The organism is Cellulomonas sp. GTC20042, from assembly GCF_055389595.1.
Genome location: NZ_AP043678.1, coordinates 2,918,624 through 2,942,049, shown reverse-complemented (window position 1 = coordinate 2,942,049; position 23,426 = coordinate 2,918,624). Strand labels below are relative to the sequence as shown.

The 23,426-nt window shown below is 72.7% G+C and carries 12 protein-coding genes and 2 rRNA genes; 8 read left to right on the top strand and 6 right to left on the bottom strand.

The features are described from left to right. The first annotated feature begins 343 nt into the window (after window positions 1-343). Window positions 344-3,455 (top strand): 23S ribosomal RNA (locus ACZ5HG_RS13650). A 112-nt stretch (window positions 3,456-3,567) separates the two neighbouring features. Further along, window positions 3,568-3,684, top strand: a 5S ribosomal RNA gene (gene rrf, locus ACZ5HG_RS13645). A 425-nt stretch (window positions 3,685-4,109) separates the two neighbouring features. Here the strand turns inward: rrf and glgB are convergent. From glgB to ACZ5HG_RS13625, 4 genes are all read right to left on the bottom strand, one after another. After that, window positions 4,110-6,293, bottom strand: a complete 2,184-nt coding sequence (glgB, locus tag ACZ5HG_RS13640) for a 1,4-alpha-glucan branching protein GlgB (RefSeq protein ID WP_464177161.1) — start codon at window positions 6,291-6,293, stop codon at window positions 4,110-4,112. Window positions 6,294-6,364: 71 nt separating this feature from the next. Then, the gene (locus tag ACZ5HG_RS13635; protein WP_464177159.1) at window positions 6,365-7,894 is read right to left on the bottom strand and encodes a maltokinase N-terminal cap-like domain-containing protein; all 1,530 of its coding nucleotides are present in this window, start codon (window positions 7,892-7,894) and stop codon (window positions 6,365-6,367) included. Continuing rightward, the gene (gene treS / locus ACZ5HG_RS13630) at window positions 7,894-9,681 is read right to left on the bottom strand and encodes a maltose alpha-D-glucosyltransferase (RefSeq protein ID WP_464182161.1); all 1,788 of its coding nucleotides are present in this window, start codon (window positions 9,679-9,681) and stop codon (window positions 7,894-7,896) included. The genes ACZ5HG_RS13635 and treS overlap by 1 nt, the downstream gene beginning before the upstream one ends. A gap of 47 nt (window positions 9,682-9,728) precedes the next feature. Further along, window positions 9,729-11,843, bottom strand: coding sequence for an alpha-1,4-glucan--maltose-1-phosphate maltosyltransferase (locus tag ACZ5HG_RS13625; RefSeq protein ID WP_464177157.1), 2,115 nt, complete (start codon window positions 11,841-11,843; stop codon window positions 9,729-9,731). Between the two features lie 158 nt (window positions 11,844-12,001). On the opposite strand from ACZ5HG_RS13625, the gene glgP reads away from it, so the two are divergent. Continuing rightward, window positions 12,002-14,584, top strand: coding sequence for an alpha-glucan family phosphorylase (gene glgP, locus ACZ5HG_RS13620; RefSeq protein ID WP_464177154.1), 2,583 nt, complete (start codon window positions 12,002-12,004; stop codon window positions 14,582-14,584). Between the two features lie 161 nt (window positions 14,585-14,745). Here the strand turns inward: glgP and glgX are convergent, their stop codons facing one another. Continuing rightward, window positions 14,746-16,974, bottom strand: coding sequence for a glycogen debranching protein GlgX (gene glgX, locus ACZ5HG_RS13615; RefSeq protein ID WP_464177152.1), 2,229 nt, complete (start codon window positions 16,972-16,974; stop codon window positions 14,746-14,748). Between the two features lie 120 nt (window positions 16,975-17,094). On the opposite strand from glgX, the gene ACZ5HG_RS13610 reads away from it, so the two are divergent. Together ACZ5HG_RS13610 and ACZ5HG_RS13605 are read left to right on the top strand one after the other, a co-directional pair. Continuing rightward, window positions 17,095-17,922 (top strand): electron transfer flavoprotein subunit beta/FixA family protein, encoded by an 828-nt coding sequence (locus ACZ5HG_RS13610; protein WP_464177149.1) that lies wholly within the window; start codon window positions 17,095-17,097, stop codon window positions 17,920-17,922. Further along, window positions 17,919-18,902 (top strand): electron transfer flavoprotein subunit alpha/FixB family protein, encoded by a 984-nt coding sequence (locus ACZ5HG_RS13605; RefSeq protein ID WP_464177147.1) that lies wholly within the window; start codon window positions 17,919-17,921, stop codon window positions 18,900-18,902. Before ACZ5HG_RS13610 ends, ACZ5HG_RS13605 begins: the two co-directional genes overlap by 4 nt. Window positions 18,903-18,935: 33 nt before the next feature. Here ACZ5HG_RS13605 and ACZ5HG_RS13600 read toward each other — a convergent pair whose 3' ends face one another. Then, on the bottom strand, window positions 18,936-19,934 hold the full coding sequence (locus ACZ5HG_RS13600) for a phosphotransferase family protein (protein WP_464177144.1): 999 nt from the start codon (window positions 19,932-19,934) through the stop codon (window positions 18,936-18,938). 30 nt (window positions 19,935-19,964) lie between these two features. On the opposite strand from ACZ5HG_RS13600, the gene ACZ5HG_RS13595 reads away from it, so the two are divergent. The 3 genes from ACZ5HG_RS13595 to ACZ5HG_RS13585 are packed head-to-tail and all read left to right on the top strand — an operon-like array spanning window position 19,965 to window position 23,424. Next, window positions 19,965-21,164 (top strand): cysteine desulfurase family protein, encoded by a 1,200-nt coding sequence (locus tag ACZ5HG_RS13595; RefSeq protein ID WP_464177142.1) that lies wholly within the window; start codon window positions 19,965-19,967, stop codon window positions 21,162-21,164. Next, window positions 21,164-22,351: a tRNA 2-thiouridine(34) synthase MnmA gene (mnmA, locus tag ACZ5HG_RS13590; protein WP_464177140.1), complete on the top strand. Its 1,188-nt coding sequence runs from the start codon at window positions 21,164-21,166 to the stop codon at window positions 22,349-22,351. The genes ACZ5HG_RS13595 and mnmA overlap by 1 nt, the downstream gene beginning before the upstream one ends. Beyond that, on the top strand, window positions 22,348-23,424 hold the full coding sequence (locus tag ACZ5HG_RS13585; protein ID WP_464177138.1) for a uroporphyrinogen decarboxylase/cobalamine-independent methonine synthase family protein: 1,077 nt from the start codon (window positions 22,348-22,350) through the stop codon (window positions 23,422-23,424). The genes mnmA and ACZ5HG_RS13585 overlap by 4 nt, the downstream gene beginning before the upstream one ends. Window positions 23,425-23,426: the final 2 nt, after the last annotated feature.

Genomic DNA, 23,426 nt, shown 5'->3' with positions numbered 1-23,426 from the left:
GCAGAGACCATGCTCAGGCCGTTCGCGTCTGGGGTGGTGCTCATGGGTGGAACATCAACTACGGTGACTCGTTTCGGGTCGGCGCCGCGTCAGTACCCCGCTTCGGTGGGTGGAACCTCGCATAGTCGGTCAGGGGATGGGTCGCTCAGGCACGCTGTTGGGTCCTGAGGGAACAGCCCGCTTTGGGGTGTTGCTTCTGACGGGTCCGGTCGGTCGGTCGAACCGCCCACCAGCTCACCGCGAGGTGAACGGTGTTGGGTAGGCGCTGGCGTAAGGTCGGGGATCGTTCGTTGTTTGAGAACTGTACAGTGGACGCGAGCATCTTTTGAAGTAGTGTCTTTGTGGTCAAGTTTTTAAGGGCACAGGGTGGATGCCTTGGCACTAGGAGCCGAAGAAGGACGTTGTAGCCTGCGATAAGCCTCGGGGAGTTGGCAAACGAACCGTGATCCGAGGATGTCCGAATGGGGAAACCCCGCACGAGTCATGTCGTGTGACCCGCACCTGAATATATAGGGTGTGTGGAGGGAACGCCGGGAAGTGAAACATCTCAGTACCGGCAGGAAGAGATATTCCGTGAGTAGTGGCGAGCGAAAGCGGATCAGGCCAAACCGTATGCGTGTCAAGCCGGCAGGCGTTGCGTGTGCGGGGTTGTGGGACCTTTCAGTTGATTCTGCCGAGTCAGCAGGGAGTCAGAAAGTCGTGTCATAGTCGAAGGGCATTGAAAGGCCCGGCACAGAGGGTGGTACCCCCGTAGACGAAATGGCATGGCCTCCCGAAGGGGATCCCAAGTAGCACGGGGCCCGAGAAATCCCGTGTGAATCTGGCAAGACCACTTGCTAAGCCTAAATACTACCTAGTGACCGATAGCGGACAAGTACCGTGAGGGAAAGGTGAAAAGTACCCCGGGAGGGGAGTGAAATAGTACCTGAAACCGTGTGCCTACAATCCGTCGGAGCCTCCCTAGCAGGGGTGACGGCGTGCCTTTTGAAGAATGAGCCTGCGAGTTAGTGGTACGTGGCGAGGTTAACCCGTGTGGGGAAGCCGTAGCGAAAGCGAGTCCGAATAGGGCGATACAGTCGCGTGCTCTAGACCCGAAGCGAAGTGATCTAGCCATGGGCAGGTTGAAGCGCGGGTAAGACCGCGTGGAGGACCGAACCCACCTGGGTTGAAAACCGGGGGGATGACCTGTGGTTAGGGGTGAAAGGCCAATCAAACTTCGTGATAGCTGGTTCTCCCCGAAATGCATTTAGGTGCAGCCTCGCGTGTTTCTTGCCGGAGGTAGAGCTACTGGATAGCCGATGGGCCCTACCAGGTTACTGACGTTAGCCAAACTCCGAATGCCGGTAAGTGAGAGCGCGGGAGTGAGACTGCGGGGGATAAGCTCCGTAGTCGAGAGGGAAACAGCCCAGACCACCAGCTAAGGCCCCTAAGCGTATGCTAAGTGGGAAAGGATGTGGAGTTGCACAGACAACCAGGAGGTTGGCTTAGAAGCAGCCACCCTTGAAAGAGTGCGTAATAGCTCACTGGTCAAGTGATTCCGCGCCGACAATGTAGCGGGGCTCAAGTATACCGCCGAAGCTGTGGCATTCACACAACAGTTCAGCCTTCGTGGTTCAGACGTGTGGATGGGTAGGGGAGCGTCGTGTGGCGGGTGAAGCTGCGGGGTAACCCAGTGGTGGACGCCACACGAGTGAGAATGCAGGCATGAGTAGCGAATGACGGGTGAGAAACCCGTCCGCCGAATGACCAAGGGTTCCAGGGCCAGGCTAATCCGCCCTGGGTAAGTCGGGACCTAAGGCGAGGCCGACAGGCGTAGTCGATGGACAACGGGTTGATATTCCCGTACCGGCGAAGAACCGCCCATACCGAGCCCGGTGATGCTAAGCGCCCGAGCCCACGCACCGCTTCCTTCGGGGAGCACCGTGTGGGGGAGCGCGTGACCCGATCCGGTAGTAGGTAAGCGTATTAACAGGAGTGACGCAGGAAGGTAGCCCAGCGTGGCGATGGTAGTCCACGTCCAAGGCCGTAGGGTGAGTGGTAGGCAAATCCGCCACTCGTGAAGCCTGAGAACCGATGGTGACAGCGTATGCTGGATGATTGGGTGATCCTATGCTGCCGAGAAAAGCTTCGACGCGAGGTTCTAGCCGCCCGTACCCTAAACCGACTCAGGTGGTCAGGTAGAGAATACTAAGGCGATCGAGTGAATCGTGGTTAAGGAACTCGGCAAAATGCCCCCGTAACTTCGGGAGAAGGGGGGCCTGAAACGTGAACCGGCTTGCCCGGGGCAGCGTGGAGGGCCGCAGAGACCAGGGGGAAGCGACTGTTTACTAAAAACACAGGTCCGTGCGAAGTCGCAAGACGATGTATACGGACTGACGCCTGCCCGGTGCTGGAAGGTTAAGAGGACGGGTCAGCCGCAAGGCGAAGCTTAGAATTTAAGCCCCAGTAAACGGCGGTGGTAACTATAACCATCCTAAGGTAGCGAAATTCCTTGTCGGGTAAGTTCCGACCTGCACGAATGGCGTAACGACTTCCCCGCTGTCTCAACCGCGAACTCGGCGAAATTGCACTACGAGTAAAGATGCTCGTTACGCGCAGCAGGACGGAAAGACCCCGGGACCTTTACTATAGCTTGGTATTGGTGTTCGGTGCGGCTTGTGTAGGATAGGTGGGAGACTGTGAAGCCGGCACGCCAGTGTCGGTGGAGTCAACGTTGAAATACCACTCTGGTCGCTCTGGATATCTAACCTCGGTCCGTGATCCGGATCAGGGACAGTGCCTGGTGGGTAGTTTAACTGGGGCGGTTGCCTCCTAAAATGTAACGGAGGCGCTCAAAGGTTCCCTCAGCCTGGTTGGCAATCAGGTGGCGAGTGCAAGTGCACAAGGGAGCTTGACTGTGAGACTGACAGGTCGAGCAGGGACGAAAGTCGGAACTAGTGATCCGGCGGTGGCTTGTGGAAGCGCCGTCGCTCAACGGATAAAAGGTACCCCGGGGATAACAGGCTGATCTTGCCCAAGAGTCCATATCGACGGCATGGTTTGGCACCTCGATGTCGGCTCGTCGCATCCTGGGGCTGGAGTAGGTCCCAAGGGTTGGGCTGTTCGCCCATTAAAGCGGTACGCGAGCTGGGTTTAGAACGTCGTGAGACAGTTCGGTCCCTATCCGCTGCGCGCGCAGGAAACTTGAGAAGGGCTGTCCCTAGTACGAGAGGACCGGGACGGACGAACCTCTGGTGTGCCAGTTGTTCCGCCAGGAGCACGGCTGGTTGGCTACGTTCGGAAGGGATAACCGCTGAAAGCATCTAAGCGGGAAGCCTGCTTCAAGATGAGGTTTCCACGGACCTTCGGGTCTGAGAGGCTCCCGGCTAGACCACCGGGTAGATAGGCCGGATGTGGAAGGCAGGACTAACGACTGCCGCAGCTGACCGGTACTAATAAGCCGACAACTTCACCACAACACTTTTTGATGTGTCGCGTCCACTGTGCGGTTCCCGAACCGCGAACACCCACCCCTAAACGCGCCTTGCGTGCGGGTTGGTGGCCTGTGTTTGACAAGTTCGACAGAGTTACGGCGGTCATAGCGAAGGGGAAACGCCCGGTCCCATTCCGAACCCGGAAGCTAAGCCCTTCAGCGCCGATGGTACTGCACTCGCCAGGGTGTGGGAGAGTAGGACGCCGCCGGACACCATTTCACGAAGAGCCACCCCCTTGCGGGGGTGGCTCTTCGTCGTACCCGGACATCGCTCAGGACGGGTGCCGGACTGGGCTCTGTGATGATGGTGCGGGGCACTCTCGCCTGTGGACGCGAGTCTGGTCGCTGCGAGCCGGCCGCCGTGACAGGGGCGTCTGCGGGTATGCCGTTCGCTTCCGGGCGCATCGGAATCCGGGCGCATTCATACGCGGGGTCGCGGTGTCCTGACGCCAGGTCCGTGACACGGGCAGACGCACAAATGGCGGGGCTCGGCAGGCTGTCAGGCTGGGCCGCAGGCCGCGGGAGGCCGTGCTGAACGGCAGTGCGCGTCTCCGACACCGGGGCACACCCGCGATCACCGACGTCGGCTGCTGCCGTGGTGGTACCGCGGAGTCCTACTTCGCCGAGGGGTGTGGTCTCAGGCGGGGGTGAGGAAGAGGACGCCGAGCGGCGGCACGCGCAGGGTGGCGGAGAACGCGCGCCCGTGGTGCGGCTCGGGACGGGCCTCGACGGCGCCGAGGTTGCCGACACCCGAGCCGCCGTACTCCGTGGCGTCCGTGTTCAGCGCCTCGATCCAGGTACCGCCCTGGGGGAGCGCGAGCCGGTAGGACTCGTGCGGCACGCCGGAGAAGTTCACCACCACGGCCACGACGCCGCCCTGGTCGTCCCGGCGCAGGTAGGCCAGCACGTTGTGGTCGGCGTCGTTGGCGTCGATCCACTCGAAGCCCTGCGGCGAGTGGTCCAGCGCCCACAGGGCGGGGTGCTCGCGGTAGAAGCGGTTGAGGTCGCGCACGGCGGACTGCACGCCGCGGTGCGGGGCGTGGTCCAGCAGGTACCAGTCGAGCGAGCGGGACTCCGCCCACTCGGTGCCCTGGGAGAACTCGGTGCCCATGAACAGCAGCTGCTTGCCGGGGTGCGACCACTGGTACGCAAGGAGCGCCCGGACACCGGCGCGCTGCTGCCAGTCGTCCCCGGGCATCTTGCGCATGATCGAGCCCTTGCCGTGCACCACCTCGTCGTGGCTGAGCGGCAGCACGAAGTGCTCGGAGAACGCGTACACCAGCGAGAACGTGGCCTCGCTGTGGTGGTAGCGCCGGTTGATCGGCTGCTCGGCGAGGTAGCGGAGCGTGTCGTTCATCCAGCCCATGTTCCACTTGAGCCCGAACCCGAGCCCGCCGCCGTCGGTGGGGCTGGTGACGCCCGGCCAGGCTGTCGACTCCTCGGCGATCATGACGACACCGGGGTTGCGGCGGTAGGCGGTGGCGTTGGTCTCCTGCAGGAAGGAGATGGCCTCCAGGTTCTCCCGGCCGCCGTGCGCGTTGGGGGTCCACTGTCCCGGCTGGCGGGAGTAGTCGAGGTAGAGCATGGAGGCCACGGCGTCGACCCGCAGCCCGTCGACGTGGAACTCCTCCAGCCAGTAGGTCGCGTTGGCGACCAGGAAGTTGCGGACCTCGGCGCGGCCGAAGTCGAAGACGTAGGTGCCCCAGTCGGGCTGCTCGCCGCGCTGCGGGTCCGGGTGCTCGTACAGGGGTCCGCCGTCGAAGCGGGCGAGCGCCCACTCGTCCTTGGGGAAGTGCGCCGGCACCCAGTCGAGCAGCACGCCGATCCCGGCGCGGTGCAGGGTGTCGACCAGGTACCGGAAGTCGTCGGGGTGGCCGAACCGGGAGGTCGGCGCGTAGTACGAGGACACCTGGTAGCCCCAGGACCCGCCGAAGGGGTGCTCGCTGACCGGCAGGAACTCCACGTGGGTGAAGCCGAGGTCGAGCACGTACTCGGTGAGCTGGGAGGCGAGGTCGCGGTAGGACAGGCCCTGCCGCCACGAGCCGAGGTGCACCTCGTAGATGCTCATCGGGCCGCCGTGGGCGTCGTGGGTGCGGCGGTTCTCGATCCACGGGGCGTCGCCCCAGGAGAACACCGACTCCACCACGACGGAGGCGGTGGCCGGCGGGACCTCGGTGCCCTTGGCGAGCGGGTCGGCCTTCTGCCGCCAGTGCCCGTCGGAGCCGAGGATCTCGAACTTGTAGCGCGCACCGGCGCCGACACCGGGGACGAAGATCTCCCACACGCCGCAGTCGCCGAGGGAGCGCATGGCGTGGCTGACGCCCTGCCAGTGGTTGAGGTCGCCGACGACGCGCACGGCGCGGGCGTTGGGCGCCCAGACCGCGAAGGCGGTGCCCTCGACCTCGCCGAGCGCACCGGGGTAGCGGTGCACGTTCGCGCCCAGCACGGTCCACAGCTGCTCGTGCCGGCCCTCGCGGATCAGGTGCCGGTCCAGCTCCTGGACGGTGGGCAGGTAGCGGTAGGGGTCGTCGACCCGCGTGGTGTCGGCGCCGTAGGTGACGTCGAGCCGGTAGTCGACGACCTCGCGATCGGGCAGCAGGGCGGCCCAGATGCCGTCTTGCACGTGCTCGGCGGGGGTGCGGCCGGCGGCGGTGACGACCACCACGGAGTCGGCGAGCGGGCGCAGGGTGCGCACGAGCAGACCGCTGCCGGTCAGGTGCGCGCCGAGCACGGAGTGCGGATCGTGGAAGGTGCCCGACGCGACGGCGCGCAGGGTTCCGGGGTCCACGGTGACGGGCGACGTCTCGGCCGGGCGATCCATGTCCCTACCCAACCACCACCGGGCCGCTCGCGCAGGGACACGGCGCGCAGGTGCTGGTCGGCGCGTCGCGGTCAGCCGAGCAGGCGCTCGATCGCGTCGAGGGGGATCGCGGTCCAGGTGGGCCGGTTGCGCGCCTCGTAGACGGCCTCGTACAGCGCCTTGTCGAGCTCGAGCACGCGGAGCAGGTGGTCGCGCAGGGCGGGGCCGATCGGGGCCGACCGGGCGGCGTAGCCGGCGAGAAGCGCGCGGCGGGCGTCGGCGGCCCATCCCGGGCGTGCGTGGCCGACGGCGGCGGCGTAGTCGATCGAGCGCAGCATCCCGGCGACGTCGCGCAGCGCCAGGTCGGGGCGGGTGCGCTGGGCGACGGGGACGAGCGGCTCGCCCTCGAAGTCGAGGACGTACCAGGTGCCGTCGCCGCGCAGCACCTGGCCGAGGTGCAGGTCGCCGTGCACGCGCTGGCGCGGCGGCAGGTCGTGCAGGGCGGCGGTGGCCGTGGCGAGGCGGTCGACGGCAGCGGCGTGCCGGTGCAGCTCGGGCACGGCGGCGGACGCCCAGGCGAAGCGGTCGCGCAGGGCTCCGGCGGCGGTGGCGGCGTCGTCGAGGGTGTCGCGGCCGGGCGCCGCGGGTGCGTCGGGATCGGCCGCCGGCGCGGCATCGGCCGGGGCCGCGGGATTGGCTGGCAGCGCGGCATCGGCCGGCGGCAGGGGATCGGCGGCCGGCGGCGCACCGGCCTCACCCCCGCCCCCGCCCACCGGCAGCGCGGCAGCGAGCGCGCGGTGCATCTGCCCGACCACGGCGCCGAGGTCCTCGGCGAGGTCGGCGAAGGACTCCCCGCGCGCGGCGAGGTCGCAGGCGAGCTCGAAGCCGTCGGTGGCCCCGGGCACGAACACGGACAGCACGCCGAGGTGGCCGTGCGCCACGCCGCCGTCTACGACCCCGCCGTCCGGGTCGGAGCCCGCGCGCCCCTCGCGCCCCTCGCCCCGCTCAGGGGGATCCGGCCACGCGGCGCTCATCCAGGCGAGCGGACGGGGCACGTGGGTCCACCCGGTGCCGGCCAGCGCACGCGGGACGTCGACGTCGGGGTTGGCGCCGTCGGACAGCCCGCGGAAGACCTTGAGCATGGCGGTGCTGCCGTCGGGGCCGGCCCCGGGCAGGATCACCGAGGTGTTGGACTGCTCGCCGGGCAGCACGCGCGGGGCGCCCAGGTGCGGGGTGTGCGCAAGACCCGCGTCGGCGAGGTCGGCGGCGGCGATCCAGGCGCGCAGGAAGGCGGGGTGGCCGGCGCCGTCGAGCACCGTGGTGCCGTCCGGCAGGGTCCCGACCAGCGCGGGGTCACCGTCGGCGCCCGGCGCGACGACGTCCGCCGGCAGCAGCACCAGCGGCACCTGGAGCACCGCCCCGGCGCCGGAGGCGGCGGCCCGGACCAGCAGCACCCGGACCTCGGCCTCGTGCTCGGGGTCGGTCAGGGTGGTCCCGCCGACGGCCTCGATCCGGGCGGCGGTGCCCTTGACCGGGAACCAGCGCCGGGCCGGCAGCCACGGCCCCAGCAGCGCGGCCAGCGCGTCGTCGCGCGCCTCGTGCTCGACCCGTCGCTCGGTCATCAGGTCACCGCCAGCCAGTAGAAGTCGCGTGATCCGAGGGTGAGGGAGAGCGTGCCGTCGGCGCCGACCGCGGGGAACGCGGAGCCACCGAAGACGTCGTGCAGGGCGGCGCCCGGCAGGTCCGGGAGCCGCAGGGTGCTGGCGCGGGCGGTCGAGGCGAGGTTGGCGACGACGAGCACGGTCTGCTCGGGGGTGCGGCGCAGGAAGGCGAGCACGGCGTCGTTGTCGCCGGGGACCACGGTGAAGTCGCCACGACCGAGCGCGGAGTACCGACGGCGCACGGCGAGCATGCCGCGCACCCAGTGCAGCAGCGAGGTCGGCTGGGCCAGGTGCGCCTCGACGTTGACGTTGTTGTAGTGGTGCACCAGCGACTGGATCACCGGCAGGTAGAGCTGGCCGGGGTCGGCGGTGGAGAAGCCGGAGTTGCGGTCCGGCGTCCACTGCATCGGCGTGCGCACGGCGTCGCGGTCGGGCAGCCAGATGTTGTCGCCCATGCCGATCTCGTCGCCGTAGTACAGGCACGGGCTGCCCGGCAGCGACAGCAGCAGCGCGTGGGCCAGCTCGACCTCCTTGCGCGAGTCGTCCAGCAGCGGGCCGAGCCGGCGCCGGATGCCGATGTTGGCGCGCATCCGGGAGTCCGGGGCGTACCAGCCGTACATGGACGCGCGCTCCTCGGTGGAGACCATCTCGAGGGTGAGCTCGTCGTGGTTGCGCAGGAAGGTGCTCCACTGGGCGCCCGCCGGGATCGCCGGGGTGTCGGCCAGGATGTCCACGATCGCGGTGGCGCGCTGGTCGCGCAGGCCGTAGAAGATCCGCGGCATCACCGGGAAGTGGAAGCACATGTGGCACTCGGGCTCGGCCTCGGTGCCGAAGTAGTGCACGACGTCCTGCGGCCACTGGTTGGCCTCGGCGAGCATGATCCGGCCCGGGAACTCGGCGTCGATCATCGCCCGCAGGTCGCGCAGGAAGGTGTGCGTCTCCGGCAGGTTCTCGCAGCTGGTGCCGTCCCGCTCGTACAGGTAGGGCACCGCGTCCAGGCGGAAACCGTCGACCCCGAGGCGCAGCCAGAACCGGGCGACGTCCATCATGGCGTCGACCACACGCGGGTTGTCGAAGTTGAGGTCCGGCTGGTGGCTGAAGAACCGGTGCCAGAAGTACTGCCGGCGCACCGGGTCGAAGGTCCAGTTGGAGGTCTCGGTGTCGACGAAGATGATCCGGGCGTCCTGGTACCGGGTGGGGTCGTCGCCCCAGACGTAGAAGTCGCCGTAGGGGCCGTCCGGGTCGGAGCGCGAGGCCTGGAACCAGGGGTGCTGGTCGCTGGAGTGGTTCATCACCAGGTCGACCACCACGCGCATCCCGCGCTCGTGGGCCTGCGCGACCAGGTCGGTGAAGTCGTCCAGGGTGCCGTACTGCGGGGCCACGGCGGTGTAGTCGGCGACGTCGTAGCCGCCGTCCCGCAGCGGTGAGGGGTAGAACGGCGGCAGCCAGAGGCAGTCCACCCCGAGCCAGTGCAGGTAGTCCAGCCGCTCGGTGAGCCCGCGCAGGTCGCCGCTGCCGCTGCCCGAGGAGTCGGAGAACGAGCGGATCATCACCTCGTAGAACACGGCGGTGCGGTACCAGTCCGGGTCCTCGCGCAGGCCGGGGCGGGCCGGGTCGGCGGCCGGGTGGCCGGGCGGATCGGCGACGGGCGCACCGGCCGGCACCTCGGGCCGGCGGCGGGCGGGCAGGGCGCCGACCGCGATCTGCCCGGTGGGCGGGGAGGCGGGGCGCGCGGACGCGGGCCGCACCGCGCTCGCGGGCGGCACCGGCACGCCGCCCGTCCCGCCCGCGGGGGTCACACCCGCTCCACCTGGATCACGTGCGCCACCCGTGCCTGCGGGTCGAGCCGCACCCACGGCCGGCCGTCCCACGCGTAGACCTCCTGCGAGAGCACGTCGTGCGCGACGAACCGGGCGTCCGGGGATCCCGGGTCCAGCCCGAGCGCGGCGAGGTCGAGCTCGAGCACGCCGTCGTGGGCGGCGTGCGGGTCGAGGTTGACCACCACGAGCACGGTGTCGGCGACGCCGGTGGGGGACAGGTGCGCGGGCAGGTGCCGGGAGAAGCAGACCAGCGAGGGATCGGTGGTCGGGTGCACGGTGAGGTTGCGCAGCTGGCGCAGCGCGGGGTGCGCGGCGCGGATCGCGTTGAGCGAGGTCAGCAGCCGGGCGATCCCGAGGTCCTCGGCGGCGGCCCAGTCGCGCGGCTTGAACTCGTACTTCTCGTTGTCGATCTGCTCCTCGACCCCGGGGCGCGGCACGTCCTCGACCAGCTCGTAGCCGGTGTAGATCCCCCAGGTGGGTGATCCCAGCGCGGCGAGCACCGCGCGCAGGGCGAACCCGGCCGCACCGCCGGTCTGCATGGTCGGGGTGAGGATGTCGTGGGTGGTCGGCCAGAAGCTCGGGCGCATCCACGCGCCCTGCTCGCCGGACACCTCGGCGAGGTACTCGGCGACCTCCTCCTTGGTGTTCCGCCAGGTGAAGTACGTGTACGACTGGTGGAAGCCGATCCGCCCGAGGTTGAGCATCATCGCCGGGCGGGTGAACGCCTCGGAGAGGAACACCACCTCGGGGTGGGCGGCGCGCACGTCGGCGAGCAGCCACTCCCAGAACGAGAGCGGCTTGGTGTGCGGGTTGTCCACGCGGAACGCGGTGACGCCGTGGTCGATCCACACCTGGAGCACCCGGCGGACCTCGTGGGCGATGCCCTCGGGGTCGTTGTCGAAGTTCAGCGGGTAGATGTCCTGGTACTTCTTCGGCGGGTTCTCGGCGTAGGCGATCGTGCCGTCGGCGCGGGTGGTGAACCACTCCGGGTGCTCGGCGACCCACGGGTGGTCCGGGGAGCACTGGAGGGCGAGGTCGAGGGCGACCTCCATGCCGAGGTCCCGGGCGCGGGCGACGAAGGCGTCGAAGTCCGCGAAGGTGCCCAGCGACGGCTCGATCGCGTCGTGGCCGCCGTCCGGCGAGCCGATCGCGTACGGGGAGCCGGGATCGCCGGGGCGGGTCTCCAGGGTGTTGTTCCGGCCCTTGCGGTGCGTGGTGCCGATCGGGTGGATCGGTGTCAGGTAGACGACGTCGAAGCCCATGCCGGCGATCCGCGGCAGGTCCTCGGCGGCGGTGCGCAGCGTGCCGGAGGTCCAGGTGCCGGTGGCCGGGTCGTAGGTGGCACCGATCGAGCGCGGGAAGATCTCGTACCAGGCGCCGGCGAGCGCCAGCGGGCGGTCCACCACCAGCGGGTACACCGGCGACGGGCTGAGCAGGTCGCGCAGCGGGTGGGCGGCGAGCGCGTCGCGCACGTCCTCGCCGAGACCGGCGGCCAGCCGGGCGGGGGCCGGGCGGCCGGTGTCGCGCAGGGCCACCACGGCGTCCTGCCAGGTGCGGCGGTGCGCCTCGGGGACTCCCGTGCCGGTGTCGTCGGCGGTGCGGGCGGCGGCGCGCTCCAGCAGCCGGGCGCCCTCCTCGAGCATGAGCTCGACGTCCACCCCGGCGGCGACCTTGATCGCGGCGTCGTGCGCCCAGGTGGCGTAGGGGTCGGACCAGCCGTCGACCCGCAGCCCCCAGCGGCCGGGCTCGTCCGGGACGAGGTGCGCCTCCAGCCGGTCCAGGCCGGGGGCGATGTCGACCATCAGGCCGCGGGCGCGATCGGTGCCGTCCGGCCCGACCAGCACGGCGGTGGCGGCGACGGCGTCGTGGCCCTCGCGGAAGACGGTGGCACGCACCGGCACGGCCTCGCCGACGGTGGCCTTCGCCGGCCAGCGGCCGCCCTCGACCACGGGGGAGACGTCGACCACCGGGATCCGGCCGATCGGCGGGTGGCCGAGCACCGGCTGCGGACGGGCGGGGGCGGCGGCACCGGCGGTGCGCTCGCGGGAGCGGCGAGGGGCGGGGTCCCGGGGCGCCGAGGTCTGAGTCACAGCACGAACCTATCCACTGCGCGGGGCGTCGGGCATCCGGACACGAGGCCGCAGGCGTGCGACGTGCGCGGACGGGTGCACCCGTGCGGGTCCGTCCGGTGTCCGTGGGGGACCGAAGGGCTGTTCGACGGGGGCTCGACCTGCGTACGCTCGACCGTGTGAGAGCCATCCGCAGATTCACGGTCCGCACGTCGCTGCCCGCCCCGCTCGCCGACCTGGACGAGCTGGCGCACAACCTGCGCTGGTCGTGGCACGCCCCGACCCGCGACCTCTTCGAGCAGATCGACCCCGCGCTGTGGGCCGAGGTGCAGGGCGACCCGGTCGCGCTCCTCGGTGCGCTGCGCCCCGAGCGCCTGGCCGAGCTCGCCGCCGACCCGGACGTGGTGGGTGCCGTGCGCGCGGCGGTCGCCGACCTGCACGAGTACCTCCAGGCGCCCCGCTGGTACCAGCGCCAGCAGGCCGGGCACCCCGAGCTGCCCGCCGCGATCGGCTACTTCTCCCCGGAGTTCGGCATCACCGCCGTGCTGCCGCAGTACTCCGGCGGCCTCGGGATCCTGGCCGGCGACCACCTGAAGAGCGCGTCCGACCTGGGCGTGCCGATCATCGGCGTGGGCCTGCTGTACGGCGCCGGGTACTTCAAGCAGTCGCTGACCCGGGACGGCTGGCAGGTGGAGACCTACCCGGTGCTCGACCCGGACGGCATGCCGCTGACGCTGCTGCGCGAGCAGGACGGCACCCCCGCGGTGATCCGGATCGCGCTGCCCGGCGACCGCACGCTGCACGCGCACGTGTGGAACGCGACCGTGGGCCGGGTGCCGCTGCTGCTGCTCGACTCGGACGTGCCGGAGAACGACGAGGCCGCCCGCAAGGTCACCGACCGGCTGTACGGCGGCGGTGGCGAGCACCGGCTCCAGCAGGAGCTGCTGCTCGGCGTCGGCGGCGTGCGCGCGCTGCGGCTGTGGTCGCGGCTGACCGGTGCGCCGGAGCCGGAGGTCTACCACACCAACGAGGGCCACGCCGGGTTCCTCGGGGTGGAGCGGATCCGCGAGCTGGTCGACGGCGCGGGCCTGGGCTTCGCCGAGGCGCTGGAGGCGGTGCGCGCCGCGACGGTGTTCACCACCCACACGCCGGTGCCCGCGGGCATCGACCGCTTCGAGGCGTCCCTGGTGCAGCAGTACTTCGGCGGCAGCAACGCGGCCCCGGGCGTTCCGGTGGAGCGGGTGCTGGCGCTCGGCGCCGAGGACTACGAGGGCGGCGACCCGCTCATGTTCAACATGGCGGTGATGGGCCTGCGGCTCGGGGGACGCGCCAACGGCGTCTCGCTGCTGCACGGCGAGGTCTCCCGCGGCATGTTCAACGGGCTGTGGCCGGGCTTCGACGACGTCGAGGTGCCGATCACCTCGGTCACCAACGGCGTGCACTCCCCGACGTGGGTGGACCGCCGGCTGGTGGACCTGGCCGGGTCCCGGCTGACCCACGACGAGATCGCCACCGGTGACGGCTGGCTGCGCACCGACGCGATCACCGACGCCGAGCTGTGGCAGATGCGCCGCACGCTGCGCGCCCAGCTGGTCGAGGACGCCCGCCGCCGGGTGCGCGCCTCGTGGGCCCGCCGCGGCGCCAGCCCGGCCGAGCTCGGCTGGGTGGACGACGTGCTGTCGCCGGACGTGCTGACGATCGGCTTCGCCCGCCGGGTGCCGACCTACAAGCGCCTCACGCTGATGCTGCGCGACCCCGACCGCCTGCGCGCGCTGCTCACCCACCCCGAGCGGCCGGTGCAGCTGGTGATCGCCGGCAAGTCCCACCCCGCCGACGACCAGGGCAAGCGGCTGATCCAGCAGCTCGTGCGGTTCGCCGACGAGGCGGGCGTGCGGCACCGGATCGTGTTCCTGCCGAACTACGACATCGCCATGGCGCAGACCCTCTACCCGGGCTGCGACGTCTGGCTGAACAACCCGCTGCGCCCGCTCGAGGCCTGCGGCACCTCCGGGATGAAGGCGGCCCTGAACGGCGGGCTCAACCTGTCGATCCTGGACGGCTGGTGGGACGAGTGGTTCGACGGCGAGAACGGCTGGGCGATCCCCACCGCCGACGGCGTCGAGGACCCCGACCACCGGGACGACCTGGAGGCCGCCGCGCTCTACGACCTGATCGAGCACCAGGTGGCCCCGCGGTTCTACGACCGGGACGCCGACGGGCTGCCCGGCCGCTGGCTGGAGATGGTCCGGCACACGCTGGCCACCCTCGGCCCGAAGGTGCAGGCCACCCGCATGGTCGCCGACTACGTGGACCGGCTGTACCTGCCGGCGACGGTGGCCGGCCGGGCGCTCGCGGGCGGCACCGGGTTCACCGGCGCACGCGAGCTCGCCGCCTGGAAGGGCCGCGTGCGCGCGGGCTGGCAGCAGGTGCGGGTGGACCACGTCGAGTCCGGCGGCGTCGGCGAGGTGCCGCAGGTCGGCGACGCGCTGCACGTCAAGGCCTACGTGTCCCTGGGTGACCTGGACCCGGCGGACGTCGAGGTGCAGGTCGTGCACGGCCGGGTGTCCGAGTCCGACGAGCTGGCGTCCTTCACGGTCGACCCGCTGGCGCTCGCGGAGTCCTACGAGGCCGGGCGGCACGCCTTCGCGGGCGAGGTGCTGCTGGACGCCTCCGGGCCGTTCGGGTACAGCGTGCGCGTGGTGCCGCGGCACGCCGGGCTCGCCTCGGTGGCCGAGGTGGGGCTGGTGGCGAACGCGGGCTGACGCCGCCGCGGGACGTGCGTGACGGAGGGCCGGGTGCGGGTGCGCCCGGCCCTCCGGCGTGCGCCCGGCCCTCCGGCGTGCGCGGGGCCGGAACGCGTGGGTCGTGCGCGGGCGCGGGGCGGTCACGCGGCGGGCCTACGGGGCGGGCCTGCGCGGCGGGGTCAGGCCGTGTAGACCCGCAGGCTGAGCGGCTCCAGCACGACGCGGCTGCCGGAGCCGGCGCGCAGCGCCCCGTTGATCGCGGAGGTGCGCGCCTCGTCGGGGTGCTCCCAGGTCGAGTCCCAGGCCAGGGTCCACGTGGTCGGCCGGTCGTCGGCGAGCACGACGTCCGCCGGGTCGAGCGCACCGTTGATCACCAGCAGCACCGCGTCGCCGTCCACGTCGCGCAGCATCTGCAGGGTGCGCAGGTCGGCGTCGTGCCAGCGCTCGTAGGTGAACGGGTCGCCGGTGGGGTCGAACCAGGTGAGATCGGGGCGGGCGAGGTCGGGACGGCGCTCCTCGCGCGGGCGTCCGGTGAAGAACCTCGTGCTGCGCAGCGCGGGGTGCGCCCGGCGCAGGGCGGTGAGGTGCCGGGCGGTGGCGAGCAGGTCGGCGCGCCAGCCCGTGACGTCCCAGGACAGCCAGGACAGCTCGGAGTCCTGGCAGTAGGCGTTGTTGTTGCCGCGCTGGGTGCGGCCGATCTCGTCGCCGGCGGTGAGCATCGGGGTGCCGGCGGACAGCAGCAGCGTGGCGAGCAGGTTGCGGATCGACCGGCGGCGCAGCGGCACGATGTCGACGGCCACCGAGTCGGTGCCGACGCGGCCCTCGACGCCGTGGTTCCACGACCGGTTGTCGTCCGAGCCGTCCCGGTTGTCCTCGCCGTTGGCCTGGTTGTGCTTGTGCTCGTAGGCCACCAGGTCGGCCAGGGTGAAGCCGTCGTGCGCGGTGACGTAGCTGATCGAGGCGCGCGGGCCGCGGGCCAGCGGCGGGTCGGAGTGGCCGAACAGGTCCACCGATCCCGACAGGCGGGTGGCGAGGTCGCGGACCCGGTGCTCGGGCAGGCCGTGCGCGGCGCGACCGGGATCGGCCAGCCAGAACGAGCGCACCGAGTTGCGGAACTTGTCGTTCCACTCGGCGAACGGCGGCGGGAACTGGCCGGTGCGCCAGCCGCCCGGCCCGACGTCCCACGGCTCGGCGATCAGCTTGAGTCCGTGCAGCGCCGGGTCGGTGCCCGCCGCGACCAGGAACGGGTGGTCGGGGTCGAAGCCGGCGTGCCCGCGCCCGAGGGTGACCGCCAGGTCGAAGCGGAAGCCGTCCACGCCGACCTCCTGAGCCCAGTACCGCAGCGAGTCCAGCGCGAGCCGGACCACCTCGGGCCGGCGGAAGTCGAGGGTGTTGCCGGTGCCGGTCACGTCGGCGAGCGCCGCCGGGTGCCCGCCGTCGTGCAGGTAGTACGCCGCGGAGTCCAGGCCGCGCAGGCTGAGGTGCTGGCCGGGCAGGCCGCCCTCGGCGGTGTGGTTGTAGACCACGTCGAGCAGCACCTCGATCCCGGCGGCGTGCAGCGCGTGCACGGCGGTGCGCAGCTCGTCCAGCACGGCGGCGGGGCCGGCGTCCTGCGCGGCTCGGGTGGCGTAGCCGGGGTGCGGGGCGAAGAAGCCGAGGGTGCTGTAGCCCCAGTAGTTGCTCAGGCCCCTGGCGACCAGGTGCGGCTCGGAGGAGGACGCGTGCACCGGCAGCAGCTCGACGGCGGTGACGCCCAGGGTGAGCAGGTGCTCGACCACGGCGGGGTGGGCCAGCGCCGCGTAGGTGCCGCGCTGGTCCGCGGGGACCTCCGGGTGGCGCAGGGTGAGGCCGCGCACGTGCGCCTCGTAGACCAGGGTGCGGTCCCACGGCGTGTACGGGCGGTTCGCGGCGGGGTCGACGGCGTCACCGGCCGGGCCGCGGTGGCCGGGGCGGCGGTCGATCACCACGCCGTGCGGGACGTGCGCCGCGGAGTCGCGCGGGTCGGCCGGGCCGTACGGGTCGCCCTCGGCGGCGTCGTCCACCACGTGCCCGTAGGTCTCCGGCCCGAAGGACACCTCGCCGGCCAGCCCGTAGGCGTACGGGTCGACCAGCAGCTTGGCCGGGTTGTAGCGCAGGCCCGCCGCCGGGTCCCACGCGCCGTGCGCGCGCAGGCCGTAGCGCTGGCCGGGCCGGACGCCGGGCACCCGGGCGGAGAACACGCCGAGGTCGGGGCCGTCCAGGCGGATCCGGCGCTCGGCGTGACCGCCGGGCGCACCGGGGTAGGGATCGAGCAGGCACAGGTCGACGGCCTCGGCGTGCGGGGCGAGCACGCCGATCTCGATGCCGTCGTCGGTCACGTGCACGCCGAGGCGGGGCGGCGCGGGGCGGGCGGGGGCAGGGGGCGTCACGGGTCCATTCTGGCCCGAGCAGGTGACAGGCAGATGTCCCCGCGTGCAGATCACCCGCTGGTCCGGATCCGCCGGAGGTGCAGGTGAGGTCAGCCTTCCCCAGCGGGTAACGTTCCTCGGGTGAAGATCGTGGTGTGCGTCAAGCACGTGCCCGACATCCAGTCCGACCGGGCGCTGCGGGCCGACGGCCTGCTCGTCCGCGACGACGGCGAGGGCACCATCAACGAGCTGGACGAGAACGCCGTCGAGGCGGCGGTCGTGCTGGCAGAGCAGGTCCGGGACGCCGGCGGCGAGGCCGAGGTGGTCGTGGTGACCGTCGGTCCGGACGACGCGGAGGACGCGGTGCGTCGCGGGCTGCAGCTCGGCGCCGACGCCGCGGTGCACGTGGTGGACGACGCGATCGCGGGCTCCGACGTGTTCGGCACCGCCGCGGTGCTCGCCGCGGTCGTGCGCCGGGTGGGCGACGTCGACCTGGTGGTCACCGGCATGGCCGGCCTGGACGGGCTGACCTCGCTGCTGCCCGCGGCTCTCGCGGATCTGCTGAACCTGCCGCAGCTCACGCTCGCCGCGCAGGTCACGCTGGCCGACGGCGTCGTCACGGTCCGCCGCGACCTGGACCACGCGACCGAGGTGCTGCGCGCGCCGCTGCCCGCGCTGGTCTCGGTGACCGACCGGGCCAACGAGCCGCGCTACCCCGCGTTCGCCGGGATCATGGCCGCCCGCAAGAAGAAGGTCGAGGCGCTCACCGTCGACGACCTGGTGGAGCACGGCCTGGACCCGGCCGCCGTCGGCACCGCCGGCGCGCGCACCGCCGTGGTGGAGGCGTCGCCGCGCCCGCCGCGCACGGACCGGGTGCTGGTGACGGACGACGGCACGGCCGGGGCGGCGCTGGCCGCGTACCTGGTGGAGAACGGGCTCGTGCGCCGGGCCCCGGAGGAGGCACGGTGAGCGGGACGACGGTGCTGGTGCTGCTGGACCGGTCCGAGCCGGACGGCGTGCTGCGGCCCGCGGTGCTGGAGCTGGCGACGATCGCGCGCGGGCTCGGCGACCGGGTGGACGGCGTGTGGGTCGGCGCCGACGCCCCGGACGCCGCGACGCTGGAGGTGCTGGGCCGGTACGGGGTGAGCACCGTGCACGCGGTGCGGACCGGTGACGCCGACCCGCAGCTGACGCCGGTGCTGGCCGAGGCGCTGCGCGCGGCGGTGGACGCCGCCGGGTCGGGCACGGTGCTGACCGTCTCGACCTTCGAGAACAAGGAGGCGGTGGCGCGGCTGGCCGTGGCCACCGGTGCCGGTGTCGTCACCGACGCCTCCGCGGTCGAGCGGGACGCCGAAGGCCGGGTGGTCGCCACCAAGACGGTGCTGGCAGGCACCTGGACCACACGCTGCGCGGTGCTGACCCCGCTGGCGGTCGTGATGGTCAAGGCCGGTGCGGTCCCGGCGGTCCCGGCCGAGGCCCCGAGCACCCCCGAGGTGCGGGCGATCGACCTGGACGTGCCCGCGCGGGCGGTGCGGGTCGAGGTGGTGGAGCGGACGCCGGTGGCGCCCTCGGACCGCCCGGACCTCGCCTCCGCGGACACCGTGGTGGTCGGCGGGCGCGGCACCGAGGGCGACTTCGGGCCGCTGGAGGAGCTGGCCGACGTGCTCGGCGCGGCGGTCGGCGCGACCCGGGTGGCCACCGACGAGGGCTGGATCGGCCACGAGGCGCAGATCGGTCAGACCGGGGTGACGGTGTCCCCGCGGCTGTACATCGGGGCCGGGGTGTCCGGCGCGGTGCACCACCGGGGCGGCATGCAGGCCTCGGGCACGATCGTGGCGATCAACCCCGACCCGGAGGCGCCGATCTTCGAGATCGCGGACTACGGGATCGTCGGGGACCTGTTCACGGTGGTCCCCGCGCTCACCGCGGAGCTGCGCCGGCTGCGCTGACCCGCGGCCACGGTGACGCCGGGCTGCGCGGTCTCAGACGAGGTCGCGCAGCCAGGCCAGCGCCTGCTCCGCCTGCGCCCGCTGGAACGCGCGCAGGTTGGGGATGCCCACCGGCGCGGGCAGCAGGGCGCCGCGGACGAAGTACCCGGCGAGGCCGGCCACCGTGGCGCGCAGCTGCGCCGGGTCCAGGCCGGACGCCACCGGCTCCGCCCAGAACAGGTCCTGCGGGCGGCCGCCGCCCTGCATGGCGACGCTCGGCAGCATGAACGCGAGGTCGAGCCAGGGTGCGCCCACCGCGGCGTGCGGCCAGTCGATCAGCGCGACGCGGCCGTGGTCGTGGTCGATCAGCACGTTGTCGGCGCGCAGGTCCCCGTGCACCAGGGCGGTGCCCGCGGCCGCGGCCACCGCGTCGGACTCCCACGCGATCAGCCGGTCGAGGTGCTCGCGCACCCAGGCGCCGGTGCCGTCGGCCCAGTCGTCCAGCGGGGCGAAGGCGTCGTCCGGCCCGGACGCGAGCGTGCGCCAGCCCTGGAACTGCTCGACCAGCTGCTCGGCGATCTGGGGCAGGTCGTGGCCCGGCACAGGCTCGGCGGCGGCGAGCGCCTGCATCGCGTCGAGCACCTGGCGCAGCTCGGCCGGCTCCCAGGGCAGCAGCGGCGGCCGGCCGGGAGCGACCTCGAAGCCGAGCAGGACCCAGTCGCCGTCGTCGTCCGACCAGAGCAGGGCGGGCGCGGGCACCCCGGCGGGCAGCGCGGCGGCGGCGCGGATCTCCTGCCGGGCCAGCTCGGGGGACTCGGGGTTCTGCTCCGGCGACACCGCCTTGACGAACACCCCGCGGCCGTCGGCGAGCTCGAGCACCGCGGCGAAGCCGGGGCTGAACCCGGTGGTGGCGCTGGTCTCGGCAGTCACCTGGGCGCCCGCGAGGTCCGTGATCCGGGTGCGGACCGATCGCGGCAGGTCGCGCCAGTCCAGGCGTTGGCCGCTGAAGGCCAGGGGAGGCGTCGTCGCGTCGGGGGCACTCACGGGGCTCATCTTGCCAAAGTCGTTCGTAGACTCGGGGACGTGAGCGCATATCTGGACCATGCGGCGACCACGCCGATGTCCCCGGAGGCGGTCGCCACGCTCGTCGAGCACCTCGGCAGGACCGGCAACCCGTCCTCGCTGCACACCTCCGGCCGCGCCGCCCGGCGCACCGTGGAGGAGTCGCGCGAGCGGATCGCCGCCGCCCTGGGCGCCCGCCCGAGCGAGGTGCTGCTGACCGGCGGCGGCACCGAGGCCGACAACCTCGCGCTCAAGGGCATCTTCTGGGCACGCACCGCGGCCGACCCGGCACGGCGCCGGGTGCTGGTCTCCGCCGTGGAGCACCACGCGGTGCTGGACCCGGCGTTCTGGCTGGCCGAGCACGCCGGCGCGGAGATCGTGCTGCTGCCGGTGGACGGCGACGGCCGGCTGCGGCTGGACGCGCTGCGTGCGGATCTGGAGGCGCACGCGGCGAGCACGGCGCTGATCTCGGTGATGTGGGCGAACAACGAGGTCGGCACGGTGCAGCCGGTCGCCGAGGTGGTGGCGCTGGCCCGCCGGTACGGGATCCCGGTGCACAGCGACGCGGTGCAGGCCGTCGGCCAGGTGCCGGTGGACTTCGCCGCCTCCGGGCTGGACGCGATGACGGTGTCCGGGCACAAGGTCGGCGGGCCGGTGGGGGTCGGCGCGCTGCTGGCCCGGCGCGGGCTGGACCTGGTGCCGGTGCTGCACGGCGGCGGGCAGGAGCGCGGCGTGCGGTCCGGGTCGCTGGACACCCCCGCGATCGCGTCCTTCGCGGTGGCGGTCGAGGCGGCGGTGGCCGGGCGGGCGGAGCACGCGGAACGGGTCGGTGCGCTGCGCGACGCGCTGCTCGCGGGCGTGCGGGCCGCGGTGCCGACGGCCGTGCTGCGCGGGGCGGAGCCGGGCGAGGGCCGGCTGCCCGCCAACGCGCACCTGACCTTCCCGGGCTGCGAGGGCGACTCCCTGCTGTACCTGCTCGACTCGGCCGGGGTGGAGTGCTCCACCGGGTCGGCCTGCCAGGCGGGGGTGCCGCAGCCCAGCCACGTGCTGCTCGCGATGGGGCTGCCCGAGCCGGAGGCCCGCGGCGCGCTGCGGTTCAGCCTGGGCCGGACCTCCACCGCGGCGGACGTGGACGCGCTGCTCGCGGTGCTGCCCGGCGTGGTCGAGCGGGCGCGGGCGGCCGGGATGGCCGGGCGCACGACGACGGCGGGGGTCGCCTGATGCGGGTGCTGGCGGCGCTGTCCGGCGGGGTGGACTCCGCGGTGGCGGCGGCCCGGGCGGTGGACGCCGGGCACGAGGTGGTCGGCGTGCACATGGCGCTGTCCCGGTCCCGCGCGCAGATGCGCACCGGCTCGCGCGGGTGCTGCTCGATCGAGGACGCCGGGGACGCGCGCCGTGCCGCAGACGTGCTGGGCATCCCGTACTACGTGTGGGACATGTCCGAGCGCTTCGAGGAGACGGTCGTCGCGGACTTCCTCGCCGAGTACCAGCGCGGTCGCACGCCCAACCCGTGCGTGCGCTGCAACGAGCACATCAAGTTCGACGCGCTGCTGGACAAGGCGCTGGCGCTCGGCTTCGACGCGGTGTGCACCGGGCACTACGCCCGCGCCGGGGTCGACGCGGCCGGGCGGCCCACGCTGTCCCGCGCCGCCGACCTCGCCAAGGACCAGTCCTACGTGCTGGCCGTGATGGGCCCCGAGCGGCTGGCGCGCGCGCTGTTCCCGCTCGGCGACGTCGCCTCCAAGGACGAGGTGCGCGCCGAGGCGGCCGCGCGTGGGCTCGGCGTCTCCGCGAAGCCGGACTCCTACGACATCTGCTTCGTCGCGGACGGCGACACCCGCGGGTTCCTGCGCGACCGCCTGGGCGCGCAGCCGGGGGAGATCGTGGACGCCGACGGCACCGTGCTCGGCGAGCACGAGGGGGCGTACGGGTTCACGATCGGGCAGCGCAAGGGCCTGCACCTCGGGCGCCCGGCGCCGGACGGACGGCCCCGGTACGTGCTGGCGATCGAGCCGGTGTCCAACCGGGTGGTGGTCGGCGGCGCGGAGGCGCTCGCGGTGGACCGGCTGACGGCGACCGCGCCGGTGTGGTTCGGCGAGCCGCCGGTCGGCTGGGTGGACTGCGCGGCGCAGGTGCGCGCGCACGGGGCGCCGGTGCCGGTGCGGGCCCGGGCGGTCGACGGGGTGCTGCACGTCGAGGTGCGCGGCGGCGACCTGCGCGGGGTGGCGGCCGGGCAGTCGGTGGTGCTCTACGGCGGTGCGGACGGCACGGCGGTGCTGGGGCAGGCGACGGTGGAGGACGCCGGGCGGGCGCTGGTGCCGGGCGCGGCGGGGTCGGGCGCGGCGGTGGCTGCGGGCGACGGTGCGGTGCGGGTCGAGGCGGCTCCGGCCGCGGTGCCCGCCCCGTGACCGGGGTCGCCGGGGTCGGGCCCTGGCCGGGCACCGAGCGGCTGGTGGCGCAGCAGACGGTGCTGGGCGACCTGACCGACCTGCGCGACGGCCTGGACGGGCTGCCCTGGCTGGTCCGGCTGCCCGAGCGCGGCCCGGGGGACTCCCTCGCCGCCGCGGACGGCCTGGCGCTGCTGGTGGAGCTGCCGGCCGAGCTCGGCCCGCACGGCTGGCGGCTGGCCGACCGGCCCGGACGGGACGCCCAGCGGCTCGCCGCGGCGCGCGCCGAGCGGGTGGACGTGATGGCGGTGGCCGCGCACGGCTGGACCGGACCGCTGGTGCTGCCGATGTGCGGCCCGCTGACCCTGGCGGCCTCGGTGTACCTGGCCCGGGGCGACCGGGCGCTGGCCGACGAGGGCGCCGTCGAGGAGATCACCGAGTCGCTGGTCGCCGGCGTGGCCGAGCACCTCGCCGCCGTGCGCCGCTCGGTGCCGGGGTCGGCGCCGACGGTGCTGGTGCACGAGCCGGCGCTGGCCGCCGTGGTCGCCGGGGTGCTGCCGACGTTCTCCGGCTACGCGCGGCTGCGTGCCGTGCCGGGCGGCGCCGCCGCCGAGCGGCTGGCCCGGGTGGTCGAGGGTCTGCGCGCGGCGGGTGCGGAGCGGGTGGTGGTGCACGTGGGCGCCGGCGGCGACGTGCTGCCGGTGGCGCGGGCGGCCCGGCCGGACGCGGTGGGCGTCGAGGTGGCGGGTCTGGACGAGCGCCGCTGGGAGCGGGTGGCCGAGGCGGTGGAGCAGGGCACGGCGCTGTGGGCGCAGGTGACCCGGCCGGCGACCTCGCAGTGCGCGGGGCCGGACGTGCGCGGGGTGGCGGAGTCGGTGCTCGACGGCTGGGGCCGCGTGGGCCTGGAGCGGGCGCGGCTGCGCGACGTGGTGCTGCTGGCGCCGCCGGTGGTGCCCGGTGCGGGCGCCGGTGGCGCTGCGGGCGCAGCGGGCGCCGGTGCGCGGGGTGCCGGTGGCGGTGCGGGGGAGGCCCGCGACGTGCTGGCCTCGGTGGTGCGAGCGGCCTCCCTGGTCGCCGAACGGGCAGAGGAGTGACG

Bases quoted from the DNA above. Each gene is read 5' to 3' on its own strand.
- mnmA (WP_464177140.1), top strand. From the start codon at position 21,164: ATGCGGGTGCTGGCGGCGCTGTCCGGCGGGGTGGACTCCGCGGTGGCG.
- ACZ5HG_RS13600 (WP_464177144.1), bottom strand. From the start codon at position 19,934: ATGAGCCCCGTGAGTGCCCCCGACGCGACGACGCCTCCCCTGGCCTTC.
- glgB (WP_464177161.1), bottom strand. From the start codon at position 6,293: ATGGATCGCCCGGCCGAGACGTCGCCCGTCACCGTGGACCCCGGAACC.
- ACZ5HG_RS13635 (WP_464177159.1), bottom strand. From the start codon at position 7,894: ATGACCGAGCGACGGGTCGAGCACGAGGCGCGCGACGACGCGCTGGCC.